At 62.6% G+C, this 14,338-nt stretch carries 11 protein-coding genes and 1 pseudogene; all 12 read left to right on the plus strand.

Annotation, left to right across the window (positions count from 1 at the left end; genetic code table 11):
* On the plus strand, window positions 1-248 hold a 248-nt coding region (locus tag F6X39_RS34995; protein WP_187619981.1), incomplete at its 5' end, for an efflux RND transporter permease subunit.
* Between the two features lie 2 nt (window positions 249-250).
* A complete protein-coding gene (locus F6X39_RS35000) occupies window positions 251-1,714 on the plus strand; it encodes an efflux transporter outer membrane subunit (RefSeq protein WP_187619982.1) in 1,464 nt (487 codons plus the stop codon).
* A gap of 314 nt (window positions 1,715-2,028) precedes the next feature.
* Window positions 2,029-2,667: pseudogene (locus F6X39_RS35005) on the plus strand (pyrogallol hydroxytransferase large subunit); the annotation flags it as partial.
* Between the two features lie 1,106 nt (window positions 2,668-3,773).
* On the plus strand, window positions 3,774-4,961 hold the full coding sequence (locus tag F6X39_RS35015) for a PAS domain-containing sensor histidine kinase (protein WP_187619983.1): 1,188 nt from the start codon (window positions 3,774-3,776) through the stop codon (window positions 4,959-4,961).
* Window positions 4,949-5,404, plus strand: coding sequence for a response regulator (locus tag F6X39_RS35020; protein WP_187619984.1), 456 nt, complete (start codon window positions 4,949-4,951; stop codon window positions 5,402-5,404). Before F6X39_RS35015 ends, F6X39_RS35020 begins: the two co-directional genes overlap by 13 nt.
* On the plus strand, window positions 5,404-7,317 hold the full coding sequence (locus F6X39_RS35025) for a PAS domain S-box protein (RefSeq protein ID WP_187619985.1): 1,914 nt from the start codon (window positions 5,404-5,406) through the stop codon (window positions 7,315-7,317). Before F6X39_RS35020 ends, F6X39_RS35025 begins: the two co-directional genes overlap by 1 nt.
* A gap of 399 nt (window positions 7,318-7,716) precedes the next feature.
* Window positions 7,717-8,919 carry a sodium/glutamate symporter gene (gene gltS / locus F6X39_RS35030; protein ID WP_187619986.1) on the plus strand — a complete coding sequence of 401 codons (1,203 nt, stop codon included), beginning with the start codon at window positions 7,717-7,719 and terminating at the stop codon, window positions 8,917-8,919.
* Window positions 8,920-8,961: 42 nt separating this feature from the next.
* Complete coding sequence (locus F6X39_RS35035; protein ID WP_187619987.1) at window positions 8,962-9,831, plus strand: class I SAM-dependent methyltransferase; 870 nt, start codon at window positions 8,962-8,964, stop codon at window positions 9,829-9,831.
* Between the two features lie 101 nt (window positions 9,832-9,932).
* Window positions 9,933-10,394: a hypothetical protein gene (locus F6X39_RS35040; RefSeq protein ID WP_187619988.1), complete on the plus strand. Its 462-nt coding sequence runs from the start codon at window positions 9,933-9,935 to the stop codon at window positions 10,392-10,394.
* Window positions 10,395-10,516: 122 nt separating this feature from the next.
* The gene (locus F6X39_RS35045; protein WP_184037062.1) at window positions 10,517-11,521 is read left to right on the plus strand and encodes an AraC family transcriptional regulator; all 1,005 of its coding nucleotides are present in this window, start codon (window positions 10,517-10,519) and stop codon (window positions 11,519-11,521) included.
* 212 nt (window positions 11,522-11,733) lie between these two features.
* Entirely contained in the window at window positions 11,734-13,536 is a 1,803-nt protein-coding gene (locus F6X39_RS35050) for an acyl-CoA dehydrogenase (protein WP_187619989.1), read from the plus strand.
* 71 nt (window positions 13,537-13,607) lie between these two features.
* A partial coding sequence (locus tag F6X39_RS35055; RefSeq protein ID WP_187619990.1) for an electron transfer flavoprotein subunit beta/FixA family protein occupies window positions 13,608-14,338 on the plus strand: 731 nt, incomplete at its 3' end.

A 14,338-nucleotide genomic window follows, 5' to 3' on the forward strand; every position in this document is an offset into this window, starting at 1 on the left:
CGATTATCGGCGCAACGATAAGGCGTTTCAGGCCGATCATGCTGACTGCCGCCGCCGCCGTCCTCGCGCTGATTCCGCTGCTGCGCTCGGGCTTCTTCGGTCCGATGGCGACCGCACTGATGGGCGGCATCACGATCGCCACAGTACTGACCGTGTTCTTCCTGCCCGCGCTGTACGCGGCGTGCTTCAGGGTCCGGCACGACGAGCGCGGAATGCAACCGGTCGTGGACGAGCATACGGAGATTTGAGCATGAGCCTCGTGTATAGAACATCCGTTCTTGCCGTGACAGCGGCACTCGCATTGACGGCCTGCTCGTTCGGTCCCAGCGGCGCGCCCCCGGCGATGCCTTCGCCTGCGCACTACGGTGCCGGGGCACAGCCGGCGAAGACCGTCGCAGCGGGCGGCGTGGCGCAGCAGTTCGATATCGGCGCAGTGGGCGTTCCACAATGGTGGCGGCTTTACCGGTCCGACGCGCTCGATGCGCTCGTCGAGGAAGGCTTGCACAACAGCCCCACGCTCGGGGCTGCGCAGCGGACGCTCGCAGCCGCGCAGCAGGAACTGCGCGCCCAGGTCGGCGCATCGACGCTGCCTTCAATCGATGGTGCCGCACAAGTCGATCGCGGGCGTTCACCGCTTGTGCCCGGCATTGGCCCCAGCGAGGTTCGCTATAACTTTTTTGCCGGACAGGTTCTCGCGTCCTACACCTTTGACCTGTTCGGTGCGACGCGTTCGGCGAATGCGGCCAGCGCCGCTCGTGTAGACGTCCAGGCGTATCAACTGGAGGCGGCGCGGCGCGCGCTCGCGGCAAACATCGTCGGTACGACGATCAGCGTGGCGGCACTCGATCGCCAGATCGCGCTCACCGAACGGCTCGTCGCCGTGGCCAGGACGGTCGCGGACGAAGACCAGCAACGTTACGCGCTCGGCTCGGTCTCGCATGCGCAGGCGCTTGCGTCGACGCAGGATGCCGCTTCGGCTGCGGCGAGTCTTCCTGCGTTACGCCAGCAGCGCGCCACAGCCATCCATGCGCTCGCGGTGCTGATGGGCCGCACGCCGGACAACGCCCCGGCCGTTCCCGATCTCGACAGCCTGGTGTTGCCCGAACACGTGCCTGTCGAGGTGCCGTCGGTCCTGCTGCGTTCGCGCCCCGACGTTCAGGCAGCCGACGCCGCCCTGAAGGCCGCAGCCGCCGATGTCGGCGCTGCGACCGCGCAGCTCTTTCCGAGCCTGTCACTGACGGGCTCGATGGGCCGCGGCGGCTTTAGCTGGCCAGCGGTGCTCTCAGGCGCGGGCGGACTCTGGGCCATTGGTGCGAGCCTGACGCAACCGATTTTCCATGGCGGCGCGCTGCTCGCGCACCGCAAGGCGTCGATCGACGCTTACGATGCGGCCGTGCTGAACTACAAGTCCACCGTTCTGTCGGCGTTCCAGAATGTCGCGGATTCGCTTGCCGCACTGGAAAACGACGCACAGACACTCGCGTCGACGGAAGCGGCGGCGGAGGCCGCGAGGGCGGCATTCGATGATACGGCGTCGCGCCATCGCATGGGCTCCCTGCCTTCTACGGCACAGTATGCCAGTGAGCAGCGGTTTCTAAGTGCACAGCTCAGTTCGATTCGCGCTGCAAGCCAGCGTATGAGCGATACTGCGGCGCTGTTCCAGTCGATGGGCGAACTGCCGGCCGGTCAGTCGGTAGCCGCGTCAAGAGAATGACCGTCCCTCGATGAGTTCGGGATGAGCGGCCCTTGACCGGGTCGCCATCCATCGAGAGTAGCTGTGGTGCCAGGCGCTAGTTAGGCACCCACAACATAAATGAGCCGGCATTTCAGCCGCGTCGAATGACACCAGAAAATTCATCCTGGTCGGTCCGTATGGAGCGTCAGAAACTGATTGCCTGCCAGGAATGCGATCTGCTATTTCGCAAACCTTCGCGTCTGAAAGGGCAGGTTGCCAGCTGTTCGCGCTGCGGTGCGAGCGTGAAAGGGATGCATGGCACCGGGCTGCCGCTTGACTGGATCTGCGCTGTGACCCTTGCGCGGTTGATCGGCTTCACCCGGGTCGCGGCCAATCCGGATAGCTGGGAAGGCTGGTACTGGGGCGCCATGCAGCATTTCGGCAACTCGATGCGCGTCGGCGTGCCATCCGGCAATGGTGGCGTCGAGGATTGCCTGAAGGAAGCCGACATGATCGTGTTCTGGTCCTGCGATCCCGAAAGTACCAACGGGGCCTACGCGGGATTCGAGGGCACGCCGCGGCGCCTGTGGGCCAAGGACCTCGGCATAGAGTTCGTTCATATCGACCCACACTGCAACCCTACCGCGCAGTTGCTGGGCGGGCGCTGGATTCCGGTCCGACCGCAAACCGATGCTGCTCTCGCCACCGCCATCATGTACGTATGGGTCATGGAGGGCTTGTACGACGAGGATTACATCGCCACCCGCACGACCGGGTTCGACGAGTGGAGGGCCTATCTTCTGGGCGAAACCGACGGCGTTCCCAAGACGCCCGAGTGGCAGGAGGGCGAAACCGGCGTGCCCGCCAAGGACGTCCGTGCGCTTGCGCGCCGATGGGGAAAAAAGAAGGTCCATCTCGCGGTCGGAATGACCGGCGCGGGATTCGGCGGCGCGGGCCGCGGCGCCACCGGAGCGCAATCGGCGCGCTGCATGTCAGGGATGGCACATAACCTCAGACGCTCGTGCGAGGCCAATCACGGCGGCGTACGCATGCGAACAACGGCCATTCGCCAGGCATGGTCGGAGCCGAGCCGCTGCAGCCGACTTCTATCCCAACTGCATCGTTCGCTCATAACACGCACACGCGGACGGCGAAAATCTACGAGACTACAGGCTGGCTCGTGTTTTGCCGGTCGACCCCGCGGTTCTGGCAAGTTCACCATGGCAATCCGTCTTCTAAAAGTACTCGTCATACTGCTGGTGTCAGGCGCAGGCTTCCGCCCAGTCGCGGCGCACGCGTACGCGCTTGATGGGCAATTCGACTGCAGGGCGAGTCCACACGCGTTTATCGGGCAGCTCATCAACAACCAGTACATCGACCCGAATCCGATGCACGTTGAGGCGGATTCGGTCAACGCGTTTCGGCCAGCGCAAGGCAGCGACATAACGGCCTTCGGCTTTCGTGTCTACGCCGTGCTTGGGTACGGGCAGGACGACGGGACGTTCAAGAAGGGCCGCGGCAATGCGTTCGCGGGCCCGCTGTACGGCGCTGTGCTGTCCGCTCCCAGCGACGCGGTCGAATCGCGCGTGCGCGATGCTGGCAGCAACGCTACCGTGCGCATGGTGATTCCGTTGTTGCTGACCGCGGTGGTCTGCAGCCCGTCTTGACGCGCGGCGTCCGTACCTTCACGGTGGAAGGCTTCCTGTCTGCCACGCCTCTTCGGCGCCGAAGTCAGGCTGGAGCCTGCCAATGACCGCTTCTCCGGAGAGCAGAATGGGTACTTCCGACCCATTGAACCCGGCACCCCATCTGCGGCAGCTACTGAATCCCTGAGCTGCCATTCGCCGATTTGCTTATCCATGTTTGTCAAGCGGTGTTGATCGGTTTAACGGAAGACTTCTGACGGTCTATTTGACAGACGAATCGTTGGTGGACCACAGCCGCACCATCGCGATGATCTAGGTGGACAACGGGCACAAGCATGAGCCGGCTCGCCAACGAATCCGCGTTGGGGCGTCCCCGCCTGCTCAACGATCGGAACTGGGACGACTATAATTTTTAGTTCAGGGGATCCGCACCATTGGCAACGAGGCGAAGCTTGGCGCACTTGCACCTGGACTTGCAAAGTCGCTCACCGATTCTGCGCTACGGCTTATCCGTCGTCTGCGTTGGGGCTGCACTTGGGCTGGCGCTCGTGTTCCGGTTTTTCGGGATCCACGACATCTACGGGTCCCCTTTCAACTTCGCCATCGGGGTTGCTTGCTGGTACGGAGGGGTAGGACCTTCCGTGCTGGCAGTCGTGCTATCGGTGGCATCCTACGATTATTTTCTTTCTGCGCCGCTGTACACCATCGGTATTCAAAGCAAAGATTTTCCGCGGTTTTTAGTTTTCACGGCATGGGGCTTGATCTTTGCCGGTTTCGTCGCTGCGCGACGGCGAATCGAAACTGAGCTTCGTCACACCAGCGATCGCCTTCAGGCCGAATTGCAACAGAGTCAGCATAAAGAAAGCGAGATTCACAGGCTCAATCAGGAAGTCACCGCGCGGGCTGAGCAGCTTGAAACGAGTAACAAGGAACTGCAATCCTTCGCCTATTCCGTCTCGCACGATCTACGTGCGCCACTTCGCCATGTGATCGGATACTCCGAGCTACTACAAAAACAGGCGGCCTCTTCGCTCGATGATAAAAGTCGTCGCTACATACAAACGATTGTCGACGCGGCAAAAAGAATGAGTAACCTGATCGACGATCTGCTGGCCTTTTCCAGGGTCGGACAGGTGGAGACCACAAAGGCGCCGGTGAGCCTCGATCAGCTCGTCAAGGAGGTCGTCGCGGAGATCGGGCAAGAAACGAGCGGGCGAGACATTGTATGGACAATCAACCCTCTTCCGGTCTGCTACGGGGATCGTCCCATGCTCCGACTGGTTATCGCCAACCTCGTCGCCAATGCGGTCAAATTCACGCGCATGCGAACGCGGGCCGAAATCGAGATTGGTTGCGTGGACCCGAATAAAGACGTGGTGGAGGTGTTTGTGAAAGATAATGGTGCAGGCTTTGACATGCGGTATGCGCATAAACTGTTCGGCGTTTTTCAACGTCTGCATCTCCCGGAGCAGTTTGAAGGTACTGGCATCGGACTAGCTATCGTTCAACGCATCATCGTCCGCCACGGAGGCAAGGTCCGTGCAGAGGGGGGGGTGGATCAGGGCGCTACTTTCTATTTCTCAGTGCCTAAGGCACACGGTGCAACGGCAAAGACTGCGAGGACACCATGGACCAACTAGGACGCATTCTGCTCGTCGAGGATGACCCGAGAGACGTCGAACTCACTCTTGCCGCGCTGTCAGACTGTAACTTGGCAAACGAGGTAGTGGTTGCCAGAGACGGACAGCAAGCCTTGGATTACCTCTATTGCAGGGAGGAATTTGTCGATCGCTACGACGAGAACCCTTCAGTCATGTTACTGGATCTGAAACTCCCCAAGGTCGATGGCTTGGAAGTCCTGCACACAGTGAAGTCGGACGAACGTTTGAAGCTCATTCCCGTGGTGGTGCTCACATCGTCGCACGAAGAGAAAGATATGATGCGGAGCTATAAACTCGGGGTAAACGCGTACGTAGTAAAGCCGATCGACTTTCATGAATTTATAAATGCCATCAAGGAGCTAGGCGTATTCTGGGCACTGATCAATGAGCCGCCGCCAGGCAGCATGAGGAAGGGGCAATAATGTCGGGGCTTCGCATTGTGTTGCTGGAAGATAACGCGAATGACGCCGAACTCATTCAAGAGCTCCTTCAAGCCGATCATCTCTGCTGCGAAATCGTTCGCGTGCAATCGCGTGCGGACTTCGAGGCTGCGTTGAAAACCGTTGGAATCGACCTGATTCTCGCGGATTACAAACTTCCGGCGTTCGACGGCCTCTCGGCATTGGAGGTCACTCTGCGCGAACGTCCCGAGGTGCCCTTTATCCTGGTTTCCGGCACGCTTGGCGAAGAACTGGCGGTAGAGGCGCTAAAGAGTGGCGCTACCGATTTTGTTCTGAAGACGCGGCTGTCGAGGCTCGTGCCCGCAGTGCGGCGCGCGCTGCGCGAAGCAAGTGAGCGAGCCGAACGCAAGAACGCCGAGCAGGCGCTACACCGGAGCGAGATGTATCTGGCGGAAGCCCAACGACTGAGCCACACAGGGAGTTTTGGCTGGTACCTGTCGAGCGGCGAGATCTATTGGTCAGATGAGACTTATCGAATATTCGGGCTCGACGCTGCCGTCAAGCCCACCGTGCAGGCCATCATCGACCGGACGCATCCGGACGATCGTGTCCGTCTGCAGCAAATCATTGACCGCGCCGCAAGCGAAAGGAAGGCATTTACGGTCGAGCATCGTCTGCTGATGGCTGATGCTTCTATCAAGTATGTTCGAGCTGTGGCGCATGGCGTGAGCGGCTGTGATCCGGATCGCTTCCGTTTCGTGGGGGCGGTAATGGATATCACCGAGCGCAAACGCACCGAACAAACACTGCTCGAACGCGAGTCGAAGATCCGGCGCCTCGTGGATGCCAACATCATCGGGATCATCGTCTGGAATTTCGATGGTGAGATTCTCGAGGCCAATGACGCATTTCTGCGCATCGTGGGATACGAGCGTGAAGATATAGGCTCAGGTCGCGTAGGCTGGAGGGATCTGACGCCGCAGGAATGGCTCCCGCGCAGCGAACTGGCCCTGGTGGAGGCCGGGCAGACGGGGCGCGCCCAGCCTTACGAGAAGGAGTACATCAGGAGGGACGGTAGCCGTGTGCCCGTTATGGTCGGTTTGGCCACGTTTGACGCAAGCGGGACGGAAGGTGTGGCATTCGTCGTGGATCTGACCGAGCGCAAGCGTGCCGAAACCGAAGCCCACGAGAGCGATCGGCGTTACCAGGAGGTGCAAAGGGAGCTGGCGCACGCGAATCGTGTCGCAACCATGGGCCAACTCACGGCCTCGATCGCTCATGAAGTCAACCAGCCGATCGCCGCGACGGTCACCAACGCCCAGGCGGCGCTGCGATGGCTCGCCGGCCAGCCTCCTGAAGTCGAGAAGGCCCGGCAGGCGCTCGGCCGGATCGTCGACGACGGTAACCGAGCGGGGAACGTAATCGGCCGCATCCATGAACTGATCAGGAAGACGCCGCCACGGAAGGAACCGGTGGACATCAACGAGGCAATCCGCGAGGTGATTGAGCTCACCCGTGGCGAAGCGTGGAAGCACGGCGCCTCGGTGCAGACGCATCTCGCGGACCGGTTACCGCTAGTTGAAGGAGATCGGGTCCAGTTGCAACAAGTCCTCCTTAACTTGCTCATCAACGCGATGGAGGTTATGAGCGGTGTCAGCGATGGCGTGCGGGAATTGCTCATCAGCACGGCAAGAGCCGACTCGGGCCGTGTACTCGTGACGGTGCTCGATTCGGGGCCTGGCTTTGCCGCGGACAGTGCCGAGCGCCTTTTCGCTCCTTTCTACACCACCAAGCCGACCGGTTTGGGGATGGGGCTGCCGATCTGCCGTTCGATCGTCGAGGCACACGGCGGCCGATTGTGGGCAAGCGCGAACGTGCCGCACGGCGCGATCTTTCAATTCACGGTGCCCGCCCATCCAGACGCTTCATCGTAACTGCGAGCAGCACGAGAACTTCCTCGCGCTGCTGTCCGTCCGTTGGCCAAGGCAGAGATGCCATGTGGGACTACCCAAGCCAGACCCGTGTAGGGCAACGCTAATTAAGTCCACCGAACCGGTACGTCAGGCGTCAGAGATCGGATCGAACGAGGAAGGCGAAATTCACGTCAGTGCGAGAATCTGTCGGTCACTCCGTGTACTGAGAAACCCAATATGGGCTCCGACCTTGCCGGATAAAACCCAAGGAAAATCATACTTTGCCTGGACGGATTGGCTAAGATGTCGCAGGTTCGCGCGCGCTCCGGATGACGACAAAGCCTTGCCGCATTCCGATGCGCCGCGGCGTCGCGCCGGGAAAACAGAAAACGTTGTCACGCTCCCGCTCGGAGGCCATTCATGACTATTGGCGTATATGCCACGCTGGTTGCGACGTCGCTCGTGCTGCTGCTCGGCGAAAAGCTCGTGCAGTGGATCGGCGTGCTAAGGACCTATTCGATTCCGGCGCCGGTGGCAGGCGGGCTCATCGTCGCGATCTGCGTGCTGATCACGCGCCTCACCACCCACGTGCAGGTCAGGTTCGATTCGACGGTGCAGGTGCCGCTGATGCTCGCGTTCTTCTCGACGATCGGTCTGAATGCGCATCTATCAAGTTTGAAGGCGGGCGGCCCGGTGTTGATCCGCTTTCTCGCGCTGGTCTGCGGGCTGCTGATCCTGCAGAACGTGGTCGGCTTGCTGCTCGCGTTCGCCCTCGGCGTCGATCCGCTGCTTGGGATTCTCGGCGGCTCGGTCACGTTGTCGGGCGGCCACGGTACTGGCGCCGCGTGGAGCCAGATCTTTAGCGAGCGTCACGGACTGGCGTCGGCGACCGAGATCGCGATCGGCTGCGCGACGTTTGGACTCGTGATGGGCGGCGTGCTCGGCGGTCCGATCGCACGGCTGCTGATGCGGCGGATCAGCGCCGACGAGTTGCTGCGCGTCAAACAGCTAGAGGACGAAACGCTGGTCTTCGAAGAACCGAAGGCGCAGCAGGCCACCACGCCCGCCGCGATCATCACGACGCTCGCGCTGATCTCGATCTGCCTCGCGGGCGGCGAAATGTTTGCCGACTGGATCGCGGGCACCGCGTTCGAATTGCCGACGTTCGTCTGCACGCTGTTCATCGGCGTGATCCTGAACAACGTGCTCGCGCTCGTGCGTGTGCGGATCGACCAGCACGCGGTCGCGCTTGTCGGCAACGTCGCGCTCGCGCTCTTTCTCGCGATGGCGCTGATGCGGCTCGACCTATGGGGGCTTGCCGCGCTCGCGGTGCCGATCATCTCGATCCTCGCGGCACAGACGCTGCTGATGGCGCTCTACGTGGTATTCATCACGTTCCCCGCGATGGGCCGCAACTACGACGCGGTTGTGTTGTGCGCGGCGCAATGCGGCCTCGGACTTGGCGCCACGCCGACCGCGATCGCGAACATGCAGGCGATCACGAACCGCTTCGGCCATTCTCATCTCGCGTTCCTGATCGTGCCCTTGACGGGCGCGTTTTTCATGGACATCGTCAACGCGATCGTCATCAAACTGTTTCTCGCGCTGCCGTTTTTCCATTGAGCAGCGGTGGCATTGGCACATCAACCCAAGCGGGCAAATACCATGAGCGATCCACGACACATCGCACCCGACAGTACCGCTGCGCGCGTCGCGTTATGGCGTGCGCTGCACGTGCAGGCCGACGCGCCGCCGCACGTGCTCGAAGACGAAGTCGGCTTGCAGTTGCTGGCACCCGCCGAAGACTGGCGCAGCCGTGGCGATATGGATCCGCGGTTCACGCGGCCGTTTCGCGCGTCGATCGTCGCGCGCGCACGCTTTATCGAGGATCTGGTCGTCGAGCAGACCGGGCGCGGTGTGGATCAATACGTGATTCTGGGCGCCGGTCTCGACAGCTTCGCGCAACGCCGGCCCGACATTGCGTCGCGGCTCACCGTGTTCGAGGTCGATCCGCCGGGACCGCAAACGTGGAAGCGTCAGCGGCTCGGCGAGCTTGGTTTCGGCCTGCCGGACTGGCTGCGTTTCGTGCCGGTCGACTTCGAAGCGGGCGATAGCTGGCGGCAGCGTCTCGTCGCCGAAGGCTTCGACGAAAGCAGGCCGGCCGTCGTCGTGTCGACCGGCGTCAGCATGTATCTGACGAAAGAGGCGAATGCGGCGACGCTGCGCGAAGTGGCCGGGCTAGCGCGCGGCTCGACGTTCGCGATGACGTTCCTGTTGCCGTTAGAGATGGCGGACCCGGACGTGCGCCCCGGACTCGAAATGGCAGAGAAGGGCGCGCGTGCGAGCGGTACACCGTTCATCAGCTTCTTCATGCCGCAGCAGATGATCGCCATGGGGCGCGAAGCGGGCTTTGACGACGCGCGGCACGTGTCCGCGGCCGATCTGACGCAGCGCTACTTCGCGGCTCGGACGGATGGGCTGCGACCGCCGGGCAATGCGGAGGAATTGCTGGTGGCGAACACCTATGGGCGATGACGCCAACCGAAGTTACCAACCCGGCATGTGAGTCGTGAATACGCAATCGCTTTCCCCGCACCGCTATAATCGCGCTCGACCATGGCCTCCGAAGTCTACTCATGAAAAAGATCGCAGCCTTCGCACTCGTCGCATGCGCACTCGCCGCCTGCTCGTCTCCGGAAAAGCAGGCGCAGCGCGCCCAGCAGGAGATCCTTCATAGCGAGCCGAACCTCCGCGCCGCGCAACGCGACGCGGTGATCGACTGCACACCGGCGAATTGCGATGCCGCGTGGGCGGCGACGAAACGCTATATCGAGCAGCATTCCGACACGCACGTGATCCGCACGGACGCGGTCGCGATCGATACCGACGTGCCCGACGATTCGGGCAAAGCCGCTTTCTCAGCGACCCGCGCGAACAAGAGCACGGGCGGCGCGACGTTGTCGCTGTTCGCGCAGTGCCGCGGCATGTATGGGCCCGACAACGCGAAGGGCGACGACTATGACGAGTGCGCCGAGAAGATCCTGAAGATTCAGAACGGCTACGTGCCATATCTGCGCTCGCACGCATCGGCGCAATAGGCGGCAAGCTACCGGAACCACGGGGCCCCGAACGCGGCACTCGCGTAGCGATTCGCCGAACCCTCGCCACGATGCGGCGGGAGGCGCTATGCTGATGCCTCTTCGCCTCGCGGAACCTTCTCATGCAAGCTCCTGGCGCAACCGTACCGATCTCGCTCGTCAACGGGTTCCTCGGCAGCGTCGGGACGCGGCCGGATATCGTCGACCGGCATCTGTCGGGCGCGAACATTCCGCGCGCGCTTCTGGACCAGCCTGGAGCGCGCGTCACCGAGGAACAGTTCTCCACGCTCTACCGCTCGCTCGCGATCGAACTCGACGATGAGATGCCCGGCGTTTTCTCGCGCCCGCTGCGCAGCGGTGCGCTCAAGTTTCTCTGCCTGAGCCTGCTGGATGCGCCGAATCTCGAATCCGCGATGCACCGGTTCGGCCAGTTCTTCCATCTCGTGCTGGACGACTTCCGCTTCGAGTCGCGCCGCGGCGACCTCGTCACGAGCCTGGCGCTGCGTCCGGGAAGCACGGGAGCGCTACCCGGCATGCTGGGCCAGGAACTGATGCTGAAGCTCGCGCATGGGATCGCGTCCTGGCTGATCGGTCAACGGATTGCGTTGTTGCAGGTGCAGTTCGCCTTTCCCCGTCCCGCTCACGCGCTCGAGTATCTTTATCTCTTTCCCGGACCGGCGAAGTTCGACTGCAATCAGACCTCGATGCAGTTCAGCAGTAGCTATTTCGACCTGCCCGTTCGTCAGCGCAAGGCGAACCTGCGCAGGTTTCTCGCTCGCGCGCCGGAAGACTGGATCTTCGTTTCGTTCAACGAGCAGCTGTTCAGTCATCGCGTGCGGGAACATCTTGCGTCCCGGCTGCCCGACGTCCCGTCCATCGAAGAGGCGGCGGAAGCCCTGCACTGCTCGGTCAGAACGCTGTGCCGTCATCTTGCCGCCGAGGGCACGGCGTTCCAGGTGCTCAAGGACGAATTGCGCCGCGACATCGCGATCCAGCGCCTGACGGGCACGCACGAGCCCATCGCCATCATCGCGGGCGACGTCGGCTTCGGCGACCCCACCGCGTTCCACAGAGCGTTCCGTCACTGGACCGGCAGCACCCCGGCAGCCTATCGCCGGGGTGGCTGATCGCGTCATATCGAGGCGTCGGCAACACCCGCCGACGCAGTTCCCACGGGGCGCGTACTCCCTCCGACGTGGCCAGAGATGTCAATAGATCGTCCGGTTTGGACAACCAGGCAGGGCCCGTCCGACGCTACGATTCAGCCATACGTTACCCCGGCCGCATCGGTGCCAGACGGGTGACTTTCCCTACGGACTATCTGATCGGAAGAATGGTAATGAGCTACGTCGCGCCTCTCAAAGAGATGTTGTTTGCACTCACGGAACTGGCCGGAATCGACCAACTGGCGGGCTTGCCCGGCTGCGAGGACGCAACCGCCGACACCGCTCGTGCGGTGCTCGAAGAGGCCGCGCGGCTGCACGAAGGCGTGCTCGCGCCGCTGAACGTCGACGGCGACCGCAGCCCGAGCACCTGGAAGGGCGGCGTGGTGACCGCCACGGCCGGTTTCAAGGACGCGTTTCGCCAGTTCAGCGAAGGCGGCTGGCAGGGTTTGCAACATCCGTCTGAATACGGCGGTCAGGATCTGCCCAAGCTGCTGTCGACGCCCTGCATCGAAATGCTCAACGCCGCCAACCTGTCGCTGGGGCTGTGCCCGCTCCTGACCGACGGCGCGATCGAAGCGCTGCTGACGGCAGGTAGCGAGGAGCTGAAGCAGCGCTACGTGCCGAAGATGATCGCAGGTGTTTGGACCGGCACGATGAATCTGACCGAGCCGCAAGCAGGCTCCGACCTCTCGCTCGTGCGCAGCCGCGCCGAGCCGCAGGGCGACGGCTCGTACCGGATCTTCGGCACGAAGATTTTCATCACCTGGGGCGAGCACGACATGACGGAAAACATCGTGCATCTGGTGCTCGCACGCACGCCGGGCGCGCCTGAAGGCGTGAGAGGTATTTCGCTGTTCGTCGTGCCGAAGATCCTCGTCAACGAAGACGGCTCGCTCGGCGAGCGCAACGACGTTCACTGCGTATCGATCGAACACAAGCTCGGCATCAAGGCGAGCCCGACCGCCGTGCTGCAGTTCGGCGATCACGGCGGCGCGATCGGGCAGCTCGTCGGCGAGGAGAACCGCGGTCTGGAGTACATGTTCATCATGATGAACGCCGCGCGGTTCGCCGTGGGGGTACAGGGCGTGGCGATCTCGGATCGCGCGTACCAGCAGGCCGTCGCGTATGCGAAGGAGCGCGTGCAGAGCCGTCCCGTGGATGGCTCCGCGAAGCAGTCGGTCGCGATCATCCAGCATCCCGACGTGCGGCGCATGCTCTCGACGATGCGCGCGCTGACCGAAGGCGCACGTGCTCTGGCCTATGTGTCGGCGTCGCATTGCGATCTCGCGCATCGTCATCCGGACGGCGCGACGCGCGCGAATCATCAGGCGATCTACGAATACCTGGTGCCGATCGTGAAGGGCTGGAGCACGGAGATGTCGCTGGAGGTGACGAGTCTCGGCGTGCAGGTGCACGGCGGCATGGGCTTCATCGAGGAAACCGGCGCCGCGCAGTACTACCGCGATGCGCGCATTCTGCCGATCTACGAAGGCACGACGGCGATCCAGGCCAACGACCTCGTCGGCCGCAAGACCATGCGCGACAACGGCGAGGTGGCCGGGATGCTGCTCGCGCAGATCGACACGACCCTGGCCGCGGTGCAAGCGCACCCCTCGTATGGTTCGAGCGCGGCTTTTCAGGCGATGCATCGTCATCTGTCCGCCGGCCGCGAGGCGTTGTACAGCGCGGTGCGCTACGTGGTCGAGAACGTCAAAAGCGATCCGAATGCGGTGTTCGCCGGCAGTGTGTCCTATCTGATGCTCGCGGGTATCGTGCTCGCGGGTTGGCAAGTCGCACGGTCGCTCGTGCTGGCGGCCGACAAGCGCGACGAAGATCCGTCCTTCCATGACGCGAAGATCGCGACCGCGCATAGCTACGCGACGCAGGTGCTGCCTCGTGCAATCGCGCTCGAAGCGGCGGTTCGCGGTGCTCGCGATGGCGAAGGCGCGCTGGCGCTGCGCGAAGACCAGTTCTGATCGATCAACGGACGTAATGTGTCATTCAAAGCGGTAGGGCTCGGCCCTATCGGTGTGGGAAGGAGAGTGTCGTGAGAGTTCTTGTAGCAGTCAAGCGAGTGGTCGACTACAACGTGAAGGTCCGCGTGAAATCGGACGGTACGGGCGTCGATATCGCGAACGTGAAAATGTCGATGAACCCGTTCGACGAAATCGCAGTTGAAGAAGCGGTGCGTCTGAAGGAAGCGGGCGTCGCGACCGAAGTTGTCGCCGTGTCGGCCGGTGTTGCGCAGGCGCAGGAAACGCTGCGCACCGCGCTCGCGATCGGCGCGGATCGCGCGATCCTGATCGAATCTGGTGAAGACCTGCAGCCGCTCGCAGTCGCGAAGCTGCTCAAGGCGCTCGTCGACAAGGAGCAGCCGCAACTGGTGATCCTTGGCAAGCAGGCGATCGACGACGACTCCAATCAGACCGGCCAGATGCTCGCCGCGCTTGCGAATCTGCCGCAGGCGACGTTCGCGTCGAAGCTTGTCGTGGCGGACGGCAAGGCGACGGTGTCGCGTGAAGTGGACGGCGGTGCGGAAACGCTGTCGCTGACGCTGCCGGCCGTGGTCACGACCGATCTGCGCCTGAACGAGCCGCGTTACGTAACGCTGCCGAACATCATGAAGGCGAAGAAAAAGCCGCTGGAAACGCTCAAGCCCGAAGACCTCGGCGTCGATGTCACGCCGCGTCTGAAGACGCTGAAAGTCGCCGAGCCGCCCAGGCGCTCCGCCGGTGTGAAGGTGCCGGACGTGAAGACGCTGGTCGAGAAGCTGAAGAC

Source organism: Paraburkholderia sp. UCT2 (assembly GCF_014397665.1).
In the GTDB taxonomy this organism is placed as follows: Bacteria; Pseudomonadota; Gammaproteobacteria; order Burkholderiales; family Burkholderiaceae; genus Paraburkholderia; species Paraburkholderia tuberum.